At 48.7% G+C, this 25,048-nt stretch carries 20 protein-coding genes and 1 other annotated feature; of the genes, 7 read left to right on the top strand and 13 right to left on the bottom strand.

The features are described 5' to 3' along the window. Positions 1-31: 31 nt before the first annotated feature. Together OHJ21_RS29090 and OHJ21_RS29085 are read right to left on the bottom strand one after the other, a co-directional pair. Complete coding sequence (locus OHJ21_RS29090) at positions 32-1,612, bottom strand: sigma-70 family RNA polymerase sigma factor (protein ID WP_411830371.1); 1,581 nt, start codon at positions 1,610-1,612, stop codon at positions 32-34. Between the two features lie 66 nt (positions 1,613-1,678). Further along, complete coding sequence (locus OHJ21_RS29085) at positions 1,679-2,653, bottom strand: hypothetical protein (RefSeq protein ID WP_486021893.1); 975 nt, start codon at positions 2,651-2,653, stop codon at positions 1,679-1,681. 124 nt (positions 2,654-2,777) lie between these two features. After that, positions 2,778-3,053, top strand: a binding site (T-box leader). Positions 3,054-3,104: 51 nt separating this feature from the next. Here OHJ21_RS29085 and trpS point away from each other — a divergent pair. After that, positions 3,105-4,088: a tryptophan--tRNA ligase gene (gene trpS, locus OHJ21_RS29080; protein WP_326111143.1), complete on the top strand. Its 984-nt coding sequence runs from the start codon at positions 3,105-3,107 to the stop codon at positions 4,086-4,088. A 209-nt stretch (positions 4,089-4,297) separates the two neighbouring features. Here the strand turns inward: trpS and OHJ21_RS29075 are convergent, their stop codons facing one another. From OHJ21_RS29075 to OHJ21_RS29065, 3 genes are read right to left on the bottom strand one after another with little or no spacing between them, the layout of a single operon-like run. Further along, on the bottom strand, positions 4,298-5,779 hold the full coding sequence (locus tag OHJ21_RS29075) for a cellulase family glycosylhydrolase (RefSeq protein WP_486021891.1): 1,482 nt from the start codon (positions 5,777-5,779) through the stop codon (positions 4,298-4,300). A gap of 12 nt (positions 5,780-5,791) precedes the next feature. Then, a complete protein-coding gene (locus OHJ21_RS29070) occupies positions 5,792-6,616 on the bottom strand; it encodes a MerR family DNA-binding transcriptional regulator (RefSeq protein WP_486021889.1) in 825 nt (274 codons plus the stop codon). Next, positions 6,613-8,025 (bottom strand): MFS transporter, encoded by a 1,413-nt coding sequence (locus tag OHJ21_RS29065; RefSeq protein ID WP_486021888.1) that lies wholly within the window; start codon positions 8,023-8,025, stop codon positions 6,613-6,615. The genes OHJ21_RS29070 and OHJ21_RS29065 overlap by 4 nt, the downstream gene beginning before the upstream one ends. Before the next feature lie 238 nt (positions 8,026-8,263). Here OHJ21_RS29065 and OHJ21_RS29060 point away from each other — a divergent pair, with 238 nt between their 5' ends. From OHJ21_RS29060 to OHJ21_RS29040, 5 genes are all read left to right on the top strand, one after another. Next, complete coding sequence (locus OHJ21_RS29060) at positions 8,264-9,289, top strand: ABC transporter permease (RefSeq protein WP_486021886.1); 1,026 nt, start codon at positions 8,264-8,266, stop codon at positions 9,287-9,289. 11 nt (positions 9,290-9,300) lie between these two features. Beyond that, positions 9,301-10,209 (top strand): carbohydrate ABC transporter permease, encoded by a 909-nt coding sequence (locus tag OHJ21_RS29055; protein ID WP_009591152.1) that lies wholly within the window; start codon positions 9,301-9,303, stop codon positions 10,207-10,209. A 164-nt stretch (positions 10,210-10,373) separates the two neighbouring features. Beyond that, positions 10,374-12,020 carry an extracellular solute-binding protein gene (locus OHJ21_RS29050; protein WP_100541159.1) on the top strand — a complete coding sequence of 549 codons (1,647 nt, stop codon included), beginning with the start codon at positions 10,374-10,376 and terminating at the stop codon, positions 12,018-12,020. 106 nt (positions 12,021-12,126) lie between these two features. Further along, a complete protein-coding gene (locus OHJ21_RS29045; protein ID WP_486021884.1) occupies positions 12,127-14,364 on the top strand; it encodes a helix-turn-helix transcriptional regulator in 2,238 nt (745 codons plus the stop codon). A 27-nt stretch (positions 14,365-14,391) separates the two neighbouring features. Next, positions 14,392-16,101, top strand: a complete 1,710-nt coding sequence (locus OHJ21_RS29040; protein WP_100541161.1) for a DUF4855 domain-containing protein — start codon at positions 14,392-14,394, stop codon at positions 16,099-16,101. Between the two features lie 160 nt (positions 16,102-16,261). On the opposite strand, the gene OHJ21_RS29035 is transcribed toward OHJ21_RS29040, so the two are convergent. From OHJ21_RS29035 to OHJ21_RS29005, 7 genes are all read right to left on the bottom strand, one after another. Further along, entirely contained in the window at positions 16,262-17,413 is a 1,152-nt protein-coding gene (locus tag OHJ21_RS29035) for an ABC transporter permease (RefSeq protein WP_326111153.1), read from the bottom strand. After that, positions 17,413-18,531 (bottom strand): ABC transporter permease, encoded by a 1,119-nt coding sequence (locus OHJ21_RS29030; protein ID WP_100541163.1) that lies wholly within the window; start codon positions 18,529-18,531, stop codon positions 17,413-17,415. Before OHJ21_RS29030 ends, OHJ21_RS29035 begins: the two co-directional genes overlap by 1 nt. 29 nt (positions 18,532-18,560) lie before the next feature. Continuing rightward, the gene (locus OHJ21_RS29025) at positions 18,561-19,496 is read right to left on the bottom strand and encodes an ABC transporter ATP-binding protein (RefSeq protein WP_100541164.1); all 936 of its coding nucleotides are present in this window, start codon (positions 19,494-19,496) and stop codon (positions 18,561-18,563) included. Positions 19,497-19,708: 212 nt separating this feature from the next. After that, positions 19,709-20,833 (bottom strand): sensor histidine kinase, encoded by a 1,125-nt coding sequence (locus OHJ21_RS29020; protein WP_100541166.1) that lies wholly within the window; start codon positions 20,831-20,833, stop codon positions 19,709-19,711. Further along, the gene (locus OHJ21_RS29015) at positions 20,830-21,474 is read right to left on the bottom strand and encodes a response regulator transcription factor (RefSeq protein WP_326111156.1); all 645 of its coding nucleotides are present in this window, start codon (positions 21,472-21,474) and stop codon (positions 20,830-20,832) included. Before OHJ21_RS29015 ends, OHJ21_RS29020 begins: the two co-directional genes overlap by 4 nt. 205 nt (positions 21,475-21,679) lie before the next feature. Then, complete coding sequence (locus OHJ21_RS29010) at positions 21,680-22,378, bottom strand: hypothetical protein (RefSeq protein WP_486021880.1); 699 nt, start codon at positions 22,376-22,378, stop codon at positions 21,680-21,682. Further along, positions 22,314-22,859 carry a YhgE/Pip domain-containing protein gene (locus OHJ21_RS29005; RefSeq protein WP_486021878.1) on the bottom strand — a complete coding sequence of 182 codons (546 nt, stop codon included), beginning with the start codon at positions 22,857-22,859 and terminating at the stop codon, positions 22,314-22,316. Before OHJ21_RS29005 ends, OHJ21_RS29010 begins: the two co-directional genes overlap by 65 nt. A gap of 171 nt (positions 22,860-23,030) precedes the next feature. On the opposite strand from OHJ21_RS29005, the gene OHJ21_RS29000 reads away from it, so the two are divergent. Further along, complete coding sequence (locus tag OHJ21_RS29000) at positions 23,031-23,642, top strand: TetR/AcrR family transcriptional regulator (protein WP_326111158.1); 612 nt, start codon at positions 23,031-23,033, stop codon at positions 23,640-23,642. 80 nt (positions 23,643-23,722) lie between these two features. Here OHJ21_RS29000 and OHJ21_RS28995 read toward each other — a convergent pair whose 3' ends face one another. After that, positions 23,723-24,772, bottom strand: a complete 1,050-nt coding sequence (locus tag OHJ21_RS28995) for an NAD(P)/FAD-dependent oxidoreductase (RefSeq protein WP_127592644.1) — start codon at positions 24,770-24,772, stop codon at positions 23,723-23,725. Positions 24,773-25,048 lie beyond the last annotated feature (276 nt).

The following is a 25,048-nucleotide window of genomic DNA, read 5'->3' as shown; positions in this document are numbered from 1 at the left end:
CAAGGATCGCCCTTTTTCTTGTTTCAGTTGTTTAATCGGTTTCGGCCATCCGCACAACCGACTTCCGCTCCGGGTTCCAGCGCCATAACGGATCCTTCCCCCTCACCTGCAAGCCTCCTACCCATTTATCGATGGTTCCGGTGCAGGCATAGTCGGCCTTCCCGGCTAGCACCTCATGCCCCAAACTCGTCACTTGCAGCACCCGATCTTGGAAATGGGGTACAGCCAGCTTAAAGTCGGGAAACGGTGCTGTACCATCGATAACCAGCAAAGAATCCGGCCCCTCCGTCATCTTCGCCAGGTAATACCAGAACTCCAGATCTCCCATTCCGAGTGTATGGAGCTTATCACCTACCTTTCGGAATAACTCATAAGGCTTATGGATTCCGCCCGCTACAGCCTCTAACGTCGTCTGCTCGATGATCCCGAGTCCATTGCTCACAGAGGGCAGCCGTGCCAGATGAGCCTCGAATGCATCGCTTGCAAAAGACAGTGCCGAGGAATCAACCTCCAGCATGCGCTGATGTTTCTCCGGCAGTTCCGAGGTATAGGCCTCCCACAACACGCTGCCCAGCATAAGCTCTTCTTCTCCAATCGTGTGCCATGTGCCCGATAACGTCTCGAGTTGCTCCGTGCTAAGCTGCCCCAGCCCGCGAAAAAGCTCGATGCCCGGGTATGCGCCAATGCACAGCAGGCTAAGCCTCGTATTTCCGAGTGGCCGATCCTTAAACCAATGCAGCAAATAAGACAGCATCGTCTGGTCAAACAGATCATGCTCAAACCAGAGCACGACTTCATCATATTTTTTAAAATCCTGAAGCTTCCTCTCCTGCGACTCGCAGGTCTTTACATATTCCTTCTGCGGAATTCCCAGCGTTTGCTCCAGATACTGAGCTCTTGCGCTCCGATGATCCGGCTCGTCCATCTTCGTGAAGACCGGACCAAACGAATAAAGCTCCCTCCACACCAGGATATCTCCTTGAACGTTCCCTTGCTTCAGCTTATCCCCTACTGAATCCCCGTTAACGATATGCAGCATACGCCTGCCTCCCTCATACAGATCGGTGAACACCGATACAAAGTCGGCTACATGAAGCGTGTTCTTCAGCTTCCGCCGGGCATCAAAAAGTCTCTTCTTCAAAGCCGTCAAGGATATATCCAAATATTGCGAGATCTCCCGCAGGCTGTAGCCTTGAAAATAATAGAGCTGGACCGCAATCCGCATGCCGGGTGGCAAATCCGCGATCGTGGCATGCAGCTGACCGATCATTTCTCTCTTTTCCACGACCGACTCTAAGCTTCGCTGATCTCCAGCCGGCAGCTCAACCTCATGCAGCGGTAACGTCTGCAATTGCTTGCGGCGCAAGTCCCTGTAACACTGCCGCTCCACGATCACTTTGAACCATCCGGGAAAACGCCGGGAATCCTGCAGCTTATGCAGATTCGCAAAGGCCTCCGTAAAGGCCTCCTGCACGGCATCTTCCGCTAAATGGGGATCACGCAATTTATCGTAGGCCACAGCCAGCGCCATGCCGGTAAAATGCCGGACCAAGCTTTCCTGGGCCTCGGCACTGCCCCGCCGGGCTTCCTCAATCCACTGGAACACGTTCACTTAAACCTCCCTTCCCGGTGTCTCTAACACTTAAGTGCCGATTCGTATAAAAAAGGTTACCTCTCTTCAGGAAATGACCGTCTGCACCGGATGGATGATATAACGAAAATTCTCCATGGCCTTCGCCGGCGCCTCCGAAACACGGTTCCAATGATGATAGAAACTATATGGGAATTTAAAGAGATGGCCGAAGTCCCAGTCGATTACAGCCCCGTCGATACCTAATGCCCAGTACTCCGGCTGATCTGGCAAATAAGACGATCTTGCAGCCTCCACGAGAGGCAGCCGATCCACGGGCGATACGATTCGAATCGGCTCTTCTGGGTCCAGCTGGCGGCTGGCACGGAGCACCTTCGCGATTTTGAGTACACCCGGCAAGCCTCTGCGAAAATAAGCATGGTGGCCAAGATCATACAATATGTTTAAGGCATGGGAGTAGGTCAGCATATGCCCCATCAAGTCATGATGGGCTTCCGCTCGGTAGATTACCGAATAAGTGGCCAGTTCATTCAAAATAAAGGCCGACAGCTGATCGCCGTCCGTTATTTCAGGCATCCCGTCATGTTCATCCAGGGTCAACCGTTTAACCTCGGCTGCAGAATATCCGATCCAGGACCTTCCCGGAATTGTCTTCGCGAAAGAGGAGACCAATTCCGCAATATCGGCTGCTTCATGGCGGAGACCACCTCCAAGCTCGTGGAGTGCAGCCAGACTTATTGCGGCATAGATCACATTGTGCCCGACCCAGTGCAAACCATCGATCGTACCGTCAAGGGCTGCAAGAATCCGTGATTCGGCGCTGTCTACGCTCAGGCTTTCCTCTGGCACCGTTCCCGGCTGCAAATACTTGCCGATCATCCTCCGATTCTCCGCTGCCACAGCCTCTTCAACCTTCCCGGACAAATGGTTTTCTTTTATAAAAAAATAACCCGCGATCGCTGCCGCTCCGTAATGGGCTTGCCAAATATCTCCCGTTTGCCGTCTACTCTGCGACAGTATGGATAATCCGTCAACGAGAATCGCCGTATTCTTATCTCTCATCACGAGTCCTCCCCACACCCCTCTTGACATTCACTTAACACCTATGTAATGATACTCTTCAACTCATCTTGTTCTCTCTTCAGATTCGAAAAGAGCTGCGCAGATGAATTTAAGAACAACATACCACACGGCGATGAGAAGAAATAGTAGCTTATCTCTCGGGGTCCAAGCGAACCGGCGAATGGTGCGAGGCCCGGTACTCCGGAGTAAGTGAATGGATCTTCTCGCTTCAACCCGAACCTCCGAGCTGTGCCGGAGCAGTAGGCCTTGACGGCTCTCCACCGTTACTTTGGGAGATATGGCAGGAATCATGGTGCATTTCACCATTTCCACGTCATGCTAAAGAGCGACCGTACAGTCGAATTCGGGTGGTACCGCGGAGTTACACTTCGTCCCATAGAGGGATGAGGTGTTTTTGTGTTGTTCGCAAACTATCAGGGAGGTGTTTTTTATGAAACGATTATTGTCAGGCATCAAGCCGAGCGGGGATTTGAATATTGGCGGATATGGAGGTGCCCTCCGTCAATATGTGAAGCTGCAGCATGAATATGAATCCTATTTCTTCGTGCCGGATCTGCATGCGATCACGGTCTATCAGGATCCCATGGAGCTGCACCAGCGCACGCGGGACATTGCCGCGCTGTACATTGCGTCGGGCATTGACCCCGATAAAGCGACGATCTTTCTGCAATCGCAGGTCCCCTCACATGTAGAGCTCGGGTGGTTGCTGGAGACGCAGGCGCATTTTGGTGAATTAAAGCGCATGACCCAATTCAAGGAGAAATCGGGCGGAAAAGATACCGTAAGCTCCGCGTTGTTTACGTATCCGGTCCTGATGGCTGCCGATGTGCTGCTCTACCAGGCAACGCATGTACCTGTCGGTGACGACCAGAAGCAGCATCTTGAATTGACACGCGATCTGGCCGAGCGCTTCAATAACCGGTATGGCCGCACGTTTACGGTGCCTGAGCCGATCATCCAGGATATTGGCTCCCGCGTCATGGGGCTTGACGATCCGTCCAAGAAGATGAGCAAAAGCAACCCGAATAAGAACAGCTGCGTCCACATGATGGATACGCCGGAGGATATCCGCAAGAAGTTCTCCAGGGCCGTTACCGACTCCGATGGCCAGGTCCGGCATGACTGGGAGCAGAAGCCGGCGGTCAGCAATCTGATCGAGATTTATTCCGTATTCTCCGAGGAAGCCATCTCCGTCATCGAGAAACGGTATGAAAGCCAAGGATACGGTACGTTCAAGAAGGAATTAGCTGAAGTGGTCATCGAGAAACTTCAACCGATCCAGGAGCGGTTCCATCAAATCGTGAATTCCTCCGAGCTTGATCGCATTTTGATGGACGGAGCGAAGCGGGCTTCCGAAATCGCAGTCCCAACACTGCTTGCAGCCAAGAAAGCGATGGGATTGGTCACGTTTTGAAAGAACCACAGGGCGTCCCCTTGATATCTGCATCCTGCTTAGGAATCAGATCAAGGGGCGCCCTGCTTATTTTTGTTGGCTTGCCTTTTACGTTGTACACCGGCGTCTACTCCGTTCTAGTCTTATCCCGCCTCGCATTAACCCCATGGTTCTTCTGATTCCCGACTTATTTATTGAATTGCCCGCCATGTCTTGTGGCCCCCTTGACATCATCTCCCTATCGTAACCGTAATCTTATTCCCTTGATCAGGAATGGTGATCGCCAAGAGGCCGCTCTTCGAATCCGGGAAAGGGCGCAGCTCGATTTGATAGGCGTCCGTACCGGCAACCGCCACGTCGCTTCTGGATATCGACTCCAAATGGGGGTGGTAAATCAATGTCTCTCCAACGGACGAAACGAAATCTATACTTAAGCTGCCGTTTTCATGATCATAACGGTATGCTGAGAGCACGCCGGCTGTCGCTTGCGGATACGCGCGATTCAACGCCTTGGCATATGGGGCTTCCTTGAAGCCGTCACACCAGCACCAGTATGTATTGCTCCAAAGATACCGCTCGAATATCGCAATGATCTGCCTGGAAAGCTGAAAGGTTGCCGGATGATTGGAGAATGCTCCCCATTCCCCGACCAGGACCGGGACGTTCAACCGTTCCTGCACCTTGCGATGGGTAGCAAAAATCAGCTGGACGCGATCCTGATTGTAAATGTCATAATGCTCCGTATCGACCACCAGATCATAGCCGTGCGGTGCGAACACCTGATGGTGTAAGGTTTGACCGGCTGGATCCTGCACAAGCTGCAAGCCGGACTCGATCCCCATGTTCGAAAAATAGCTCGTTTCCAGCATCAAAAATCCGTCCGGGGAAATGGAGCGAATGGCTGCCGCCGTCTTGCTGAAAAAGGGCGCGAGAACCTCCCTTTCGAAGATTTGCGATACTTCTCTGGCGCTGTCGACGAGTATGCGGTACGTATCCATCTCCGCCATCCCGGCAAGAACCTCCAGCCTCTTTTCCTCGTCAAACCACAGTCCGGCAAGCTGCTCCATGTTCGGGTCGGCTATTCGCATCACATGCCCCGCATATGCGGCAATGATGGTGCCGAGCACCTCCTGTCCGCTTGTTCCGGGGTACGGCTCGTTCATCATGTCATAACCGATAATATTCGGACAATCAGCCATAAACTGTGCGGCATGCTTCCACATCGCTGCATAGTGATCCTGCAGGCCGATCCCGTCGGAAGCGGACGTATTCCGCCAGAAGTGATCCAGAGCGCGGTTCACAGCCGGACTTTCCAGGTAGGCGTCACTCCAAATATGTCCGGTAACATGAGGAAGATCATCGGAGAGGGTCGCCCACGCTGGAGCCCCGTCGCCGTAGTGCACGCTGTACAAATCCTGATGCATATCCAGAAAAACATAGAGATCATTCTGCTCAGCCCATACAACCTGCTGCTTGATTCTGCTCAGATACGCATCGTCGTAGACCCCAGGCTCCGGCTCGACGCCATCCCATATTAAACCTAGACGGATAACGTTAAAGCCTTGTTCGCGAAACCAGGCGAACAGAGCTGCATCACAGGGCTCAACATATCCTTTTGCCTTGTCCTTGCATACGAGATTGATGCCGTTCAGGATCACTTGAGCGCCGTCTTCATTTAAGAATCGTTGTCCGTCGACCACTAATTTTTTCATGTCTGCTTCCCCCTACCGTTCTTCTACCGGAATGTAAATTTCAATGTAATGATTGTCGTACTGGTTATAAAGATTGACTTCAAGAGAATGGCCTGCGATCTGTAGTCCGCGATTGCGAATGAAAGCTTTCATCTGATCGTAGTGATCATCCATCTTGGCATAGTCGTCCCTGCCGATAATCACGCATTTTCTGGCACAGTAGCGAGGCTCTAGTCTCTGAAAGACGGAAGAGTCATCCTCCATCGGGAAGGTGGACAGAATGCCATTGTACAGGTAATTGTGATAACGGCCTGCGTTAAGGTTATCTTGCGACACGATCGATATGGTATGGCAGAATGCAAGCCATTCCCTGGCATTGATTCTGCGAACCTGTTCCTGTACTTTTCCCCCGAGTCCTTGATCGGCGCTCTCCATGATAGAATCGGTAAGAAGCACCCAGCACGGGTGGCTTAGTACAAGCTCAATGACCTCCGTGTTATCGAACCGTTGCAGCTGAACATCCAACACGTCCAGCTTGTGAGACAAATGCTTCAAATAAGTCCGTTGGCGATCGATGTCTTGCCGCTTGTCGGAGAGCAGTCTGCGCATAGCGTTTAGGCTGTTGTCCCGAAGCAGCGCTTGGATTCGCTCGATCGACACATCCATGGCCCGCAGCATTCGAATCGTGATGAGTGAATCGAACTGTTCAAGATCATAATAGCGGTACTTGTTCGCGTCCCGATTGCGGGAATGAAGGAGTCCGATCTTATCGTAATAACGCAAGGTATCGATCGGGATATCCAAAATTTTGGACACTTCGCCAATCGTAAAATTCAAATTTAACGCCGATTGCTTCACATCTTCACCCCCCCTCTTCTAGCGTTATTGCTGAACGCGGAGATGTCATCCTCTTTTTTCTTATCAAAAGGGTACAATGCCAGCGGAATTAATCCGAGGAGAAAAGCGGCCAGCGGAATCAACCCGGTTGCTACCCGAATGCCTAGCATGGCGGACTCGGACTGTTCCGCCGCAAGACCGTCATATCCGTATGCCCCGATGACATTAATGAAGATAACCGTTTGCAGGCTGGAGAAGGCAACCGTGAATAACGAGAACAATCTGTTGAACAGCCCGGTTTTCCGCACGCCGGTCGTGCGTTCATTCTCGTCGATGAGCAGCGCCCCTACAGGAGATATTGCCATACGAAGATAGTTCACAGCAAAAACGATCAGAACGTAGGATGCCGCCGCGGTCCATATGCCGTCAGCAAGAAAAATCCCTCCGTATCCGAGCACCACAAAGATGGTCCCCAGGTATACACTCTTCTTCGTTCCATTTTCCTTGACGATAGATCCCATGACCGGCAAGAACAGAAGCGCGATCACATGCGTACTCACATCGATGATGGTAGCTTCAATACCCGTTGATTGCACTACGCTGTCCATGTAGTAGAGAAACGGCGTAAAGTAGAAAAACACGGGGCCGGTGACGATGGTAAATGTAATAAAGGTGAGGAAAGGCCTTGATTTGATAATCTGCCAGGCTTTTTTGTAAACCTCTTTTGTATCGATATGCTGCTTATCCAGCGATTCGTACATTTGCGCATCTTCTCTCAGTCCTCTCAGGGCCCAGGTGAAAAATATCGATTCTGCCACAATTACGGCAGAGAAGATCGGGATGATAACCCCCTGCTTTCCGTCCCCAACGAGGAGCAGCGTCGGAATCAAGGTGATCAGAAATGACATCGCCTGGGATACGTAGTTCTGGATCACACCAACATCGATGCGCTCCTCCTTGGTTGGCGCTGCGATCAGCACAAACGATTGATAGGCTATGCTGTAAGCGGTTGCAGCCGTGTCGTAAATAAATAGCAACCCGGTATACAGCAGAAAGATCAACCACTGATCCCAAGCCGGATTAGACAGCATCATGAGGAAGGAGGCAACGATCATGAACGGCACTGTCACTCTCATGATATAGACGTATTTCCCACGGTGCGCGCGATGCCTCATTCGGTCAATCCATACGCCCAGCACCGGGTCGTTAATCGCATTCCAGATGTTATAGATAATGTACACCCATGCGACATACTTCGGACTGAGACCGATGATATCCGTGTAATACTTCAAGAACACATTGTGGATGAGCACTCCCCCGACTGACAGGATCGGACCAGGGAGAGCCAGACGCCATTTCTCCCCTAGAGTCAGTCCGGTAGCAGTGAAGCGAAAGGCTTGCCGCAAGGCACTTCGTGCTTTACCTAACATTTACCATCCCCCGATCGTCCAACGTTTCAACCAGCTCATGTATCTTGGACTCATTGTAAACCATGGAGTAACTCCAGATGAAATAGCTTTGTTCATTTTTTTCTAATCGTTTTTTCCCCGGAAGAGCGGATTTGATTGTGTCATATTTCTGGTCTATTTGGATCACCAGAGACTTCTGGAATTCACTTAAATAGCGAATGCTTGGGGCCTGCGAAAATATTGCGAACCCGAGAAAATTATGTTTCTTGCTATCCAAATCGGGACGCGACTATCATTGGAGATGCGGAAGCGGGCCCGAAATAACCGAAATCGCCAATGGAAGGGGAAGATCATGAACACAATCGATCCACCCAGAAAACGCCGATCATTTCACATCTGTGATAATGTTCAGCTTTACCTGATAATGCTTCCCGTTCTGCTTCAAATTTTTATTTTCAGCTATATACCCATGTATGGCCTTGTTATTGCGTTTCAGGATTATTTCCCAGGAAAACCGTTCTTCTCATTTACGGACACGAACTGGGTTGGATTTAAGCATTTCATCAATTTTTTCAATGGGCCTTATTTTGGAAGGTTGATGCGGAACACGTTTTTACTTAGTTTCTTTATTCTGGTGTTTGGCTTTTGGGTGCCTATTTTATTCTCATTATTGGTAAACGAACTGAGAAATGGCTTCTTTAAAAAGTTTGTGCAAACAGCTAGTTACTTACCGCATTTTATTTCGAACGTCGTTGTAGCGGGTATGGTGTTGTCCTTTATCAATGTTGATGGCATCGTTAACGTTATTATCAAAATGTTTGGTGGCACAGCAATTGCGTTAAACACGGAACCGGCTTATTTCCCGGCCATTTATACCATCTCGAGCATATGGAAGTCATTCGGCTGGAGCAGTATTTTGTATCTGGCGGCCATGTCTTCCGTTGATCCTCATTTATATGAAGCAGCCAAAATGGACGGGGCCAACCGCTTTAAACAAATGCTGCATATTTCGCTGCCATCCATTCGTCCGACCATCTTTATTCTGCTTATTTTCGCAGTTGGCGGTCTGTTTTCGGCAAATACCGAGTTTATTCTGTTGATTTACAATCCAATTGTGTATGAAACAGCGGATGTTATTGGCACCTATTTGTACCGCGATGGCCTGCTTGGCGGTAATTTCAGCATGGGGACAGCAGTCGGACTATTTATATCGATTCTTAACTTCACGCTGCTGTATTTCGCAAACTCGCTAAGTCGAAAATTTGCAGATTTCGGCTTGTGGTAAGGGGGAGTATCATGGCCTTGGTACGTAGAAAACCGAACAAGATCAAGGAAGGCTCTGTCGTGGTCGACATCATCCTTCTAGTGATTGCGTTAATTCTCTGTATAATCACACTATATCCTTTTTATTTTGTCATTATCATGTCTATCAGTTCGCCTTCAGAAGTAGCGGCAATGAATGTCTTTTGGTTTCCTAAAGGCTTCAACCTCAGCTCTTATGAAGTGATTGTAAAAGATCTGAAAATGTGGTGGGCATATTCCAATACGTTGATTTACGTTGGAGTCGGTACCATATTGAACTGCTTGATGGCTGTGTTGGGGGCTTACCCGTTAACCGTACGAAATTTAAAGGGGAGAAAATGGGTGGTCGCGTATCTGCTGATCCCTATGTATTTCGGGGGTGGCTTGATTCCTTCCTTCCTGCTGGTGAATAAACTAGGGTTGTACAATACGATGTTGGCGATCATTATACCTGGGATGGTCAGTATATGGAATATCATTTTAGTAAGAACGTTTTTCACCACAATTCCCGATGGACTAAAGGAATCTGCTTTTATCGATGGCGCTTCCCATCTGCAGCTGCTGTTTAAGATCATCATACCGATTTCCAAACCTATTCTTGCGGTTATCGCTATTTATTCGATTGTCGGCATTTGGAACAGCTGGTTCGATGCGCTCGTATATTTGCCGAATGAGAAGCTTCATCCGCTGCAAATGTATTTATACCGAGTCATCGTGCAGCAGTCCGTGGATCTGAAGATGCTCTCGATGGAGGATACCAAAAATGCGGTAGCGAACATGCTGTCCAACATTCAACTAAAATATACAATCATCGTCTTTACAACGTTACCGGTCATTTTTACGTATCCATTCTTCCAAAAGTATTTCATCAAAGGAGCGCTTCTCGGTTCTTTGAAGGAATAGATCTGAGGATAAAGCTAGCTTACATTTTTGTGAAAGCGATTACTTAATGAGATTATTCAAAAGTGCTGAAAACCACCCTTTCTGAACACGCACTTGTCTAACGAAGGAAACTGTATCAAAAGTATCTGGTAGCGTTATTACATTTTAAGGGGGAAGCTTAGAATATGAAACGTTGGAAAAGATCATTGATGTCCATCATGGTGGCAGTTCTTGTCATCGGGACCTTCACTGCATGCGGAAGCTCAGGCTCCAGTAATGGAAACGGTAATAAGGAGGAAGCTGGTGGCTCTGCTTCCGGGACAACAGCAAGCAAACTTAAATTGCTGGGTCCAACCGGTAGCAACAAATACATCAAATTCGAAGACAGAGATAAATACCCTGTATGGAAAGAAATGGAGAAGATGATCCAGGATGCCAATTTGGATCTGGAATATGAACTGGTTCCAAATGAGCAATACAATGTGGTCATCCAGACGAGAATGGCGTCAGGTTCATCTCTACCTGGTATAGTCAACATTTCGGCTTTGGATAACACGACCGTGCTGAATTTGGCAAAGCAGGGGGTTCTGCTTGATCTGAAGCCACTGATTGAGAAGTATAGCAACGGCAACATTAAAAAAATGTATGATGAAGAATTCCCTTATGCTAAGAAAACGACAACATCCCCTGACGGTAAGATGTACTGGTTCAGTAATCTGCATAAAAAAACATATCAGGACAAAGATCCGGCTCCGGTAGCCCGGACCGTGTTGATCCGCAAAGATTGGCTTGATAAGCTGAGTCTTCCGGTACCGACAAATGCTCAGGAATATTTAGAAACGTTAAAAGCGTTCAGAGATCAGGATGCGAACGGCAACGGTAATAAAGACGAAGTTCTGGTTTACGATACAGGTAAATTTGAGGACGCTATAGCTCAATGGTTCGGACTTGGTACAGACATCACAGCGGTGGATGTAGAAAATAAAAAAGTCGTTTCCCCATGGTACCAGGAAGGGATCAAGGATTACTTTCAATATATGCAGCAGCTTGTAAAAGAGGGGATCCTCGATACGAGCCTAGTTGGTGCGACCATAGAGCAAAGACAACAGAAAATGACGGAAAACAAAGTCGGTTCTGTAACCGACTACAATTTGGAAACATTTTTAGAGCCGACCATCAATGGCGGAGGAGAGTTTCTCCCATTGATGCCACTCAGTGCAGTTGACAATATTACTCCAGCCGTACAGGTCGAACCGCCATTCCTGGTATGGCAGAAATATGCAATTACGAAAGACTGCAAAGACGTGGAAGCAGCCATCAGATTTTTCGATATGATTTATTCGGACAAATATGCTGATCTTCTTTATTGGGGAATCGAAGGGCAAACTTATAAAAAGGATAGCAATGGGGCGAAAGTATTTATCAACAGTACATCGGATGCAGAAAAGGCCGAAACAGGCCAAACTGCCGGACGTCTGTTATTTGGGGATACGGTGTTCCCTCGCGTTCAATTTGCTAACCTGGAATTCGAGTTGTCCGATGTGTCTAAAGAAAAAGCCGACCATGAGATGAATATACTGAAATACAAACCATATTTCGTCAATATGAACGGTAACTATCTGGCAATTCCGGATGAAAAGCAGCTTGAAGCGAAAACAAAAATCTTAACGAACCTCAGGACTTATTCGGAAGAGCTTGCAACCAAGCTTATTCTAGGTCAAAAATCGCTCGACAATTGGGATGAATATATCTCCGAAATGAAAAAGCTAGGACTTGATGATTTAATTGCAATTGATCAGCAACTGCTTGACAGATATAACAGCATCCAGTAACGCATGCATTTGGGAAAATGGACGTTCTCTCCGACAGCAAGGGGAGTTCGCCATTTTCCCCTTCTGCTTCATGATGGAGTGGAAGTCAACCTGAGGAGGGGTGCCTTTGAGACATGGAAACTTTGGAAGTGGCACGTTTAGAAAGACCTTTTTGTCTTACACCGCAATCTTGCTGATTCCAATCATCGTGTTCAGCACCTTGAATGTACAGCGGAACATCAAGGAGGAACGGCAGCAGTTACATGACAAGCACACCTCGGATGCCAACCGGATTGCAGCGGTCGTCGATAACAAAGTAAACGAGCTTAAAAATATGGGCAATCTGTTGAGCAGTGAATCATGGGTTAAGAAGATGATGCAAAATACGAATGTGTATGATAATGAGTTTGATTTGATAAGAATGCTAGAAATCCGCAAGAATTTCGAAAATTCAGTCAGCTCTTTGAACATTCTGTCTTTCGGGATGATTATGTTTCCGGAGAAAAAGCAGATTTTTTCTTCATGGGGGGCCTTTGCGGAAGATGATTTTTTCTCTAGCATCGCAGTATTTGATAACAACATACGGCGAATGATCCAAAATACGACTCTTGAGCAACAATATTTCAAGATTATGCCGCCGACAGCGGTGAAGTTGTGGGGAAACAACAAACGTGTGATCCCGATCTTTCAAAGCCTGGAGGTTGTAAATCATCCGCGGGGAGTGCTTGTTCTTTTTATTGATAGCGCTTACTTCACGGATTATATGCACCGTTTCGGAGGGATTGAATTCAAAGAAATTCTAATTACAACCCATGGAGAACCGATTTACAGACAGACCCGGGGTGTAGCCGTGGAGGGAGGTGAGGACCGTCAAAGTTATGAGTTTGTAGTGCCTTCGAAAGAAAGCGATCTGGAATATAAAATATCCTATATTAATACTAGTGTGATCGGTATTAATAATCTCTTCAGTTCGCTGCTGGCCATTTTAATTTCTGTCGCTATTGGTACCTTAATGGCCTTTTTGTTGGCCAAAATCAGTTATCGTCCGCTGGGGGCTTTGTTGAGTAAGCTTTCTGCGTCGATCCGTTATGATGACGTCAAAGACAGCACGACCTTCTATTCCGAATACAATTACATCGAAAAGTCGTTTGACCGGCTGCTCCATGAAAATGAAAAGCTTCAGCGATTGATGCAGGATTATGAAAAGGCCGCTAAATCCAACTTGTTCCATCGCCTGCTCAAAGGTTATTTTACAGATGATCAGCAGATCAATGGATTAGAAAAATTCGGCATCGGTTATAACGATGAAATGTATTATTGCACATTGCTGATCAGCTTCCACGCCATTCGCGATATCTCTAATTACGATAGCTTACGCAAAATCGAAATGATGACGATTGTGATTGTCGAAAAAGTTATGAACCGGTACGGGTTTGATTATGAACTATTTGAAGTGACCAATGCGGATAAAGCGCTGATTTTATCCTCCGAGAGCAACTTCGGGCAGGAAGGCATAATGGAGAAAGTGGCCGTCAGCATTACGGCGGAGCTTGAACAGACCTGCGGATTTCATCCTTATGTATTGTCAGGAACCGTTGAGAAAGGGCTTGTCGGTATCAGTAAATCGTATTATGCGGCCAATGAAAACCTGCAGTATATTTTGTTTTCGCGAGATCGTCTTCCCGTATCACAGGAGGAAGCTGTCCAATCCATTGTCGACTATTATTATCCGACGGATTGGGAGGTGCAGTTAATTAATAATCTGAAGATCGGGAACTTGGATACATCGATGCAAATCCTGCACGAAATCAGTACTGAAAACGGAAAACGCAATTTGTCCAAAGCAAGTATGAACAATCTGGTTTCATTGTTAATGGAAACGATGCTGAGAGTATTATATGAGCTTAACCTCGATATAGGCATTTACTCCAAACAGTTTGCTAATAGAGTTAAAGGAGAAGATATCGGGGAGATGTGGAGCTATGTATATGAATTGGGAACATTGATTTGCGAGCGGAACCGGTATTCCAACACATCATTGACAATGGAAGCAGGCAGCCAATTACTGCAGTATGTCAACGAAAATTACACCAGCGCCGACATTTCATTAAAGCAGCTCGCTGAAATATTCCAAATGTCGGTATCCAAGGTATCCAAAATCTTTAAAGAAGTTTCCGGAATCAATTTTTATGATTATTTATGCCGGCTTCGTATGGAAATGGCTAAGGAGTTGTTGAGAGAAAGAAAATGCGGCATCGATGACATCGCCCGCCGTGTAGGCTATGAAAATGTATATTCCTTCAAACGCGCATTTGCCCGTTATGAAGGCATCAAGCCGGATGAATATATGGATTCGGCGATGTGATCATATCCAATCTGAGGAGGAATCATAATGAAATTTAGGCGAATCGGAAGCTATCTTCTATCTGCATTGCTGTTGACGGGCATTCTGCCGCCCGTCGCTCAAGCTGATTCATCGCATCCGCAGTTAACATCGACCGGCAATAATGGAGATGGAGGTTACGAAATGAATGTAGCGCTAGGCAAGCCTTATACTGTCTCGGAGCCGGCGAATGATCCGTACCCCGATACGGGCGGCGAATTGACCGACGGCGTACTGGCAAGCGACGACCCTGCCGACGAGGCATGGACCGGATTCTACAAGGGTTCCAGCCGAGTCATCACGATTGACCTTGGCAGCGATCAATCGGTCTCGTCCATTCGCGCGAACTTCTTGCAGATCCCATCCGCAAAGATCCAATATCCGAACGCGGTGTCGATCTATACCTCGAAAAACGGGAAAGACTGGACGGCGCTGAAGCATGCCGGACCACCTGTGGCATTCTGGATCGGTGTTAACCCTCCCCAATACACCTTCGAATGGGACGCTGTGAAAGACGGCGTTCCGGGGGGAGGAGATAAGTCGTCGTCAGCGGTCTTCTCCCGTTATGTTAAAGTCCGGTTTACGACCAAGGATTGGGTGCTTCTTGACGAAATTCAGGTCATGGGCCAGGATGGACATATCAAAGGGGCAACGGTTCCCAATGAGAAGGAACTATATCTGCAGCCTGGCGCCCAGACCGGCGGTATCTCCAATTTGGCTCTTTTGTATAATGGACATTACAATAAGGGATTAGGGGACTGGACAACGGAGAAATTGATTCCTTATCTCGCGCATGTAGATCAGAACGGAACGCCGAGTGATTGGTTATTCGATGGCATTCTCTATTTGGGTCTCGGTTCGCCTGCTGGCCGTTCATTCGCCATGTCCTTTAACGGGTCCAATTGGGACGATTGGAAATGGTATCTGGATAAGACATTCGCCACCGACGGAGATCTGGATGCCTTGAACGTTGCAGTGGGAGAAGTAATGAAGGAGCTCGGCAAGCCCGGCGGTAAATCCACCGACAAATACCCGGTGGTTCTTATGGTTCCCTACCCGGCTGAACCACAGACTAATTTTGGAGACGTAGATGGTGACGGTATTACGGAGAACTTTAACGCCGCTCAAGTAGGTGCCGATGCTTCGCTCGCAAGCAAGAAGAAAGCGGTCGACTGGTATATCGATCAGTTGATCCAGCGCTGGGACGCGAAGGGTTACAATAATCTTAACCTTGCCGGATTATATTGGCTAAACGAAGAAGTAGCGCCGGACGGTACGAATGATGCAAAGTTGATAAAACACGCGTCTAACATCGTTCATGACAACGACTTGTTATTCTACTGGATTCCACATCTGCGTGGCTATCAATTCTTCACCTGGAAAGAATTAGGTTTTGATGCCGTGGCCTATCAGCCAAACTATTTCTTCCAAGCGGATAGTCCGCTGGATCGTGTACGGGATGCGGCTGATTGGGCTAAATCACTCGGGATGGGGATGGAGATGGAGTTCGATGAGCGTATCCTGACAGATGCCAACTTCCGGCAGAAATATTATGACTATCTTAACGGTGCTATCCAACTCGGTTATGCAAAGGATACTTTTAGAGCCTACTATCAAGGGAATGACACATTGCTCCAAGCGGCACGATCTGATGAACCGGCAGTTCGCGCCACCTATGATGACATGTATAGGCTCATAAAGGGCAAGTACAGGCCATAATTAGCCCGGGCCATTCATACCATTTTGAGTTATACACAGGCCATCCCGATTGGGACGGCCTTGCTTTATTTAATTTAATACTTCAAGAACACATCAAGCCCCTGATCGCTTATAGTCGGCCATCCTATGTGCAGTACAAGGAGACCCCACCATTAAATTTTTAAATATAGCTCTGTGTATCTCTATTTCTTGCGAACTTGTAGGTAGCAACCAGCGATAAGGCCAAGGCAAAAGCCAGCAGAATCGCCACATTTAGCATAATGTCGCTTAGCCCGCTTCCTTGCTGAAGCTTGCCGAACGTATCGAGCAGCCAGTACTGCGGCAGGAAGTCGGCGATTCGCTGAATCGCTTCCGGCATCACGGAGATCGGGAATAAACACCCTGCCAGCAGCGAAGTTGGCATAATCACCATCGTCTGGATTCCGTTCGCCATCATGGTGCTGTCCGAGAATGCAACAATGACCTGCGATAAACTGACCGCGACCAGAGCGAACAGCGACAGAATCAGAAACATCTGCCATAACGGGATGCCTGGCTCGATATGAAAGAACCGGGTCAAAACAAACAAGGTGGCCGCAATCTGAATCATCATCAGAACGAGGTTCACGATGGCATTAGAGAAGACGTAGCTGCGGGCCGTAATTGGTGACGATAATAGCCTATAGTACGTACGATTCTCGCGATCCCGGATCGTCAATGCCGATAGATTCACGGCGGAGAATAACATGAACACAACCAAGTAACCGATCGTCCGGTTGGTGACATCATGATTGGCCGATTGATCCGCAACCGTAGCCGTAGACAAATGAAACGTTGAATTCTGGTAACCGCTGTATAGGTCGTTAAACGCGGCGGCATCGCCACCCGCTATCCTCCCCATGGATGAAATATTCTGGACGTATGCGTTCAGATATGACTTTACATACCCCGTAACCTGAGCTCCCTTAATCGATTCGATCCGAACCGGCTCGGGTGTCCCTAGCATTACGCCTCGCGCAAACCCCTCCGGGAAGACCAGCACCGCGTCGAGCTCACCCGACAGAATCAAGTCATCCGCTTCCGATTCCCTAATGATCGAAGTCTCGGTATGTTCTAATTGAGCCATAAAATCGATCGTATCTTGCGTGACCTTCTGTTCGACATCGTGATTCACGATGCCAATGGTGACGGAAATCTCTCCGGAACCCTTGTAGATTAAAGTGGATAGCAGAATGCCGACAATAGGAAGCGCGATCACAAGCAGCAGATTTTTATAATCCTTCGACGAGGTCAATATCGTTTTACGAATGAGCCAGAGCATATCCTTCATCATTACAGCCCCTCCCTTCTTCGCATTGAAATCATGGCTACAGCTAATAGCAGGATGGAAAAACCGACGTTTAGCATCATCGCATTCATGGCTGCCGACCCGTTACCGGAATAGATCAACTGCAGCAGAGCTTCATTGGACCAATGCAGGGGAGAATACGTTGCGGCCTCCCTCATGAATCCCGTTGTGCTCGCAACCGGCGTATACCCTCCGCCAAAGAACGCAGCCAGTTGAATAATGACCATGATGACAGCCCCGGCGGCATTTCCCTTCAGCACGTAACTGATCCCGAGCCCGAGACTGAGCGCAAACAGAATCTCGCTCAACAATACTAGGAACACCATGACCGGATGATCCCCCCAGTAAGCATTGAACATATATTTGCTGATCAGCACAACGATAATGACAAATACGGCATTGATTGCGAGCGTGCCCAATATTTTTCCGACAAAAATCTCGGCTTTCGTTACCGGTGAGGCCAATAGGCGCTGCGCGGTATTTCGCTTTCGCTCACTATCGATTAATCCGCCTGCCGTCAAGGCGCTATACAGAATGATCATCGTAGTCACCGCAATCGCAAAATAATCAAGTGAACCCGGCTGCCTCGCTCCCTGAATGGAAGACTCAACCACATAGCTCTCTCCATCATTAACAAGCAGCTTGTTCTTATATTCCGGATCCATCTTCGCGGCTTCGGCTGACAGCCGGTACCGGTCGGCAAATGCGGACAGCATCGCCTGCACAATCCCGTTCTCCATACTGTTGCGGCTGTTTCCATCATACCGGATCCCTTGGCCGTCCATTTCCACGTAACCGGTGTACCGGTTGTTTCTCACTTCCTGCCCTCCGTCCATGCCTTCCCTGACTTGCTCAAAGACGATGCCCGATGAGCGCTCCGCTTCCTGCATGAATGCCTGCCATTGTTCCGTAAGCGCGGGTTCCGTTCCGCTGTTATGGTATAACACCCGGATGTCTCCAATCGCCGTACTCCCGTTAAAAGCATTCGAAAGCGCCGTCCCTAGGATCAGAATGAGCAGCACCGGGGTTGCCAGCATAAATACCAGCATCCGCGGCTCCCGGACGATCTTCATCTCCTTCAGCGCGATTCTTAGTACGTTCATGTCCTTCCACCTCCCCCTTCCCTGGTCTGTTAATCCCGGAGGCTCCTGCCGGTCAGCGTCAGGAACACCGTTTCCAAATTCGGCTCGGAGGCTTGAACGGAACGAATTTCAATGCCTTGCGCCGTGAATTGTTGAATGATTTTATTCAGGTTATTAACCTCTGCATCGGAGCTGATGTGCACGATATTTTCCTTCACTTCTACCGTTTTGACGCCTGCAATCTCCTCCAACTTACTCACTTCGAGATGGGCAGCCGATTGCACTTCAATTCCGATATCCTTTTGGTCCGTGATGATAGCCTTCAGCTGTGCCTTCGTGCCCTCCGCTATGATCTTGCCGTGATCGATAATGGCAATCCGGGTGCAGAGCTCCTCCACCTCTTCCATATAATGGCTCGTGTACAGGATCGTGCTGCCCATCTCGTTCAGCTTCCTGACCGAGTTCAGAATATAGTTCCTCGATTGGGGATCGATGCCGACGGTCGGCTCATCCATGATGATCAGCTTCGGTCTGTGGGCAATCGCGCAGGCGATATTCAGTCGTCTCTTCATGCCTCCGGAGAAGCTCTTCGGGTACATCTTGTGTTTGTCGCTAAGTCCGACGAAGGCAAGCGCCTCTTCGGCCCTGCTCCTAAGCTCCGACCCTCTCAGTCCATACAATCCGGCAAAAAAATGAACATTCTCATAGGCGGTCAGATCCTCATATATCGCGACCTCTTGTGGAACCATGCCGATCTGCTGCTTCGCGAACTTTCGATGCTTTATCAGATTCTTGCCCAGGACATGAACCTCTCCCTTGGTCATGGGCATGAGCGACGATATGATATTGATGGTTGTGCTCTTGCCTGCTCCGTTCGCGCCGAGGAAGCCGAAGATCTCGCCTTCCCGTATATTCAACGACAACTGGTCTACCGCTATGAAATCCCCAAACTTCTTCGTGAGCCCTTTGATCTCCAGCACGTTCATACGTTTTTCGCCTCCATATTCATCCACGCATCAACCGGTGGACTTGATCTGTATGTATCGTACGAAAAAAGGATGCCCTTGCGATAGTGCACAAGTTCATCCTTATCCATGAGAATCTTCATGTTGTTGAGGACCCAAATCCTCACCCTTTTGGGGAGATGAAATTCCCTCGGCCCAATCTCCATAGTCCGCCAAATCCAGCCTACCGGGTGTTAGCTGTAAGGAATCAAAGTGGTCACCGAGAAGCCGCTGGAGCCATCTACGATCACGGTTCCATTCACGACCGCGGCGCGCTCCTCCATGCCTACGATCCCAAGACCCTTGATGACCTTCTGCATGCCCTTGCCATTGTCGCTGACCTTGGCCTTGATCATGGTACCCAGAACCTCAATATGTAACGAGACTGCCGTTGCATGAGCATATTTCATCGTGTTGGTTAACGCTTCCTGAGTGTTATCCTGAATGATTTTCCACTGCAGCGGCGTGATTCGATCGACATTACCCTCATGCGTCAATACGGTCTTGATCGAATGCTGAGCGGAGAACTCCTCCAGAAATAAACGCATCCGGTTGATGCCGAGCTGTTCCGTAGGCGGCTTCACATTCTTCAGGACCAGCCTGATGCTCTCAATGCCTTCTTTGGAGATCGAGATGGCATTCTGCAGCAGCTCGGCGGACTTGTCCGGATTCGCTGCCATCAAGCGCTTGGCCGCTTCCATCTGAATCAATGCACCCGTCATGGAATGCCCGATTTTATCATGAATCTCCTGAGACAGCCGGTTTCGCTCTTCCAGCTTGAACATGTATTCAAACTGCCGGATGTACTCATTATTTTCGCTCAGCCGCTCGGTCAGCCGATCCAGTTCAAGATGCATGTGCTCATTCTGCTCCTGATAGGATGCGACTCGGCTTACAAAAGTTCTTAGCATCGTGAGATAGATATAGGATAGAACGGATATAAAGACATAGGTAATGACAAGTTCGTGAGGCACCATAAGCGCTGGAACCAACAGGGGGACCAGGATCATCCAGCTCCTGCGAAGGTATAAAGACAGCAGCTCATACAGGTTCGCCGGAAGCAGCATGAACAACAGCGGATGGATGTAGAATGAGGAAGCCGCAACAACAAGAACAGCCAGTACCATGAAGAACGGCTGTACATTCCGGCTCTTGAAAATATAGACGGATACATTCACGGACAGGTAGAGCAGAATGACAAGGATATACCACGGCGTTATCGCAAGATCAGAGGCATAAGATTGGCCGATCACATACAGGAATAGAATCGTTTTAAAGCCGATGATCCACGATTCGGCATAATTTCGGCGTTCGCTCACTTATTCACTTCCCCCGTCAGATAAAAAATCGCAATCTGGGTTCGATGCTCAAGACCTGTCTTGCTGAGAACCGAAGTGATGTGATTGGCAATGGTGCCTTCGGAAATAAACAGCTTCTTCGAAATTTCCTTGTTGGCCAGCCCTTTGGCGATAAGCGCCATAATATCCAGTTCCCGTTCGGTGAACAGACTCCGGTCGAACTTGGTACCGCTGTCTTCCTTGTCCGGCTTCAGCCCGGATTTGATTTTATCCAGCACGACGTCCTGCAGCACATGATGGCCGTGGTACACGGTTTTGATCGCATCGCGAATCCGTTCCGGATCGTTATTCTTCAGCAGATAACCCTTGGCGCCGTTTAGGATCGCGTCGGTAATGTATTCATCGTCGTCGAAGGTCGTCAAGATCAGCGTTTTGGTCTTGGTACGCTCCGTGAGCTGTTTCGTGGCCTCAACGCCGTTTAGATTCGGCATCCGGACATCCATCAGCGCCACATCCACTTCATGGGCTTCGCAATAGGTGACCGCTTCCTGGCCGTCTTCAACCGTTGCTACCACGTCGAACTCATCAAACGTGGCCAGAATGATTTTCATGCCTTCCCTGATAAAAGAGTTATCGTCCGCTATGATCACTTTAATCTTCAACTTACGCTCACGCTCCCTTATTCAGGATTATACAGGCTGTCATCATGAAGAACGATAGTATTTTATTCACCTGAAGAAAAGGGTGACCGTCACGTTGCTAACCTTTGCCATGTCATGTACCCAGCCGCAGGGACCAACCTGCTTAAGCTAAGTAAAAAAGCAGTGCGGGTACACACCCCACACTGCCCATTCACTAGCTATTCTATTAAGAAGCAGTCATCGACTTTCTTTTATCGGAAGGGCTCCCCTTCTTCAGCACCGAGGCAAGCAGCAGAACAAGGAAACCTCCGGCAATAGACCATAGTACGGCAGCATTCGCGGAAGATGCGGAAACTCCATCAAAATACATCACATCTCTTAGAGCCGAAGCAGCAAAGCGGAGCGGCGTCCACGAGTACAGCCAATCCTGCGTTGCCTGCGGCAGAAACTCCGGTGCCATATTGAGAAGCGGCATCGAGAAGAACATCAGGAGCACCAGAATCCCCATTGCCGGGATTCCCATCCAGTTGAGCAGGGTCGACTGAAGGAGGAAAAAGGCGGAACCCGCCAACCACAGCATCAACCATACACCGCCCCCGTCCGCTAGCTCCATGCCATACCAGGAGGATGCCATCCACACCAGAAAACCGGAAGCCAGACCGGCCAGCAGCAAACCTGCAGCGCCCTGCAGCACGATCGAGGTTCCCCTGCTGCTGCCATCGGCCACTGCCTTCTGCAGCGCCTGGAACAAGAATACGCTAATGATCAGACACCCGATCCATAAAATCTGTACCAGCATGCCCGGCGCATTGCCGCTTGCATGGTTAACCCCGACAGGGTGAACAACCTCCTCATGAACCTCAAACGGGGTAAGGAGAGCCTGTGCTGTTGTTACCGGCAGCATATCCGTCTGCACGCTGATCATGGTCAGTGCCTGCTTTGGAGAGCTGCGCTCCCGCCATCTTCATCGCTTGCCCGAGCATCTGTTTCACTGCAGCGGATGCCTGCGTGCTCATCCCCTCGTTCACCAGCACTTGAACCACAGCGGGCTTCGGAGAAGGCGACTGCAGCGACAAGATGCCCGCGCTTAAGTCCTTAGGCAGTACGAGGGCTCCATAATACTTCTGGCTGTCGAGCCCTTCCCGTGCCTCCGCTTCCGAATTCACGATCTCCCACTGAATGGGCATCTGCGAGTTTCCCTGCAGCATCCCCTTTATCATGTCGCCAACAGCAAGGGGTTCGCCGTTCGGTAACTCCGCCGGTTGATCCAAGACGACCAGTGCAACGGGCAGGGACTTCGGCTTCGCTCCCACGATCGATCCCATCATGGCTACGCCGAAGATTGACAGCACCAGAATGACAACCAATGCGCCGATCCACAGCGTTTTTTGTCTTAAGAAACCCATATCTACCACTCCTCGATGTTAATGAACAAACTGTTGATTAATGATCACAGCGTTAATTATAATGAAGAGAGAAATATGTTCAATCATCAGCTTTCAGCGGAGTGTTCATTACTCATCAGTGTACGAGCCTTCTGTTGATTAAGTGTTCAAATTGTACTGGAGGGGAATTCCTTGACCAAGAAGGCGGATCGCCGGCAAATCCGGACGAACCAGCTGCTGCGGCAAACCTTGTTTGAGCTCATGGGCGAAAAAAACATAAGCGCGATTACCGTCACCGATATCGCCAATCGCGCAAATATCAACAGGGGTACCTTCTATCTGCATTATCGGGATGTGTCGGATATGCTGGATAAAATCAAAGAAGAGGTGCTTCAGAAAATTGAGAACATCGTGATCCATATCGATCCCAGGGATTCCAGAGACTATGCGGTAAAGGGGGAGCCTTATCCGGCGTCAGAACAAATATTTGAGGAGCTCATCCGGCATGCCGCCTTCTTCCGGGCCATCGTCGGCCCGAATGGGGACATATCCTTCGTTCGCCAATTCAGGGAGTTCATGAAGGAGCATATGTTTGCTAAGCATGCGTTCAGAATGCCAGCAGGCGAGAATCAAATCATTCCGAGCGATTACCTGATTGCTTATATGACCTCGGCCAATATCGGCTTAGTTATCCACTGGATCGAGTCCGGCATGAATAAATCCGCAAGAGAAATGGCGATCATGATGACGCAGCTGCTCAACTACGGCCCGTTGATTACTTCAGGGATTATCCCAAAACCGTAAAGAAACGCAAAAAAAAGAGAAGCGGGGATCCCCTCGCTTCTCTTCGTTCTTAATGAGATCTATTCGTTTTACTGCAATCACTAATTGATCAATTGCTTCACTAATTCGCGATTGCGCTCCTTGAACATCTCGTTATGCGAAGAGACCATCGCGTACTTTTTGGCATCCGGTTCAATGAACTGCTTCGCGCTGTTCACCGCGTTCGCGGCATCCTGGAAGGCGCCTGCGATCAGGTGCAGCTTCCCGTCAAAATGTAGGATATCGCCGGCAGCATACAGTCCCGGTATGGAAGAATTGCAGCTTGCGTTGCCCGCGATATAGTAGTCATCCACCCGGTGAATATCAAGCTCGCTGTTCTCCAGCAGCGACATATCCCGTTCATAGCCATGGTTAATAATGACTTCGTCAACCGCCAGATAGGAAATTTCCCCTGTCGCATTATTGGTCAATTCTACCCGCTCAATTACCTCATGATTATCCGAAGCAATGAGCTTCGTAATCGATGTATTAAGTTGGCACGTGGCCGTGCTGTTCATCAGCTGCTCGACTTGGGCTTCATGGCCTGACAATTCGTCCTTGCGGTAGGCCAAGTACACCTTCTTCGCTACAGGCTCCAGCTCATTCGCCCAATCTACGGCTGAATTCCCTCCACCGGACACAATGACGGTTTTGCCTTTAAAATGCTGCAGGGACTTCACCGTATAGTTCAGATTCGACACCTCAAACCGCTCGGCTCCTTCAATCTCCAGCTTCTGCGGATTCAGGATGCCTCCTCCAACCGCCACGATAACCGTTTTAGACAAATGCACGCCGGAGTTCGCCGTATGTAATTCGAACAGCCCTTCCTCATTGCGGGCGATCGATTCAACCTTCTCGTTCAACAGCACTTCGGGATTAAACGTCAGACCTTGCTGAACCATCTGTTCGATCAGCTTCGCGCCCGGAACGGGCGTCAGTCCGCCGACATCCCATATCATTTTCTCCGGATAGACGTGAACCTTCCCGCCAAGCATGGGTTGATATTCTATAATCTTGGTCTTCATGCCCCGCAGTCCACTATAAAAAGCAGAATATAATCCTGCTGGTCCTCCACCAATAACCGTTACATCAAATATCTCTTTCCCACTCATGCATTTCACTCCCGGTCTATAGATTAAAAGGCTGCTTGTGATCACCTTGTAACGTAAATGATTATCATTATCAATTAGTATACGTTGCCTTCAACCTTTTTACAATCAAACATTTAGAAAAAATTCATATTGTCACAATTTCGCCTATATATAGGCATGTAACATCCAGCCAATCTATATATGGATATAATTCGGTTGAAACATGAATATTATTTAAAATTTCCATTAAGATATTTATTGACAATGACGCGGCCCCCCATTATATTTATGGATGAA

Origin of the sequence: Virgibacillus sp. LDC1 (genome assembly GCF_025792345.1) — a bacterium.
GTDB lineage: Bacteria > Bacillota > Bacilli > Paenibacillales > Paenibacillaceae > Paenibacillus_AQ > Paenibacillus_AQ lautus.
This window is presented reverse-complemented; position numbering and strand designations above follow the sequence as displayed.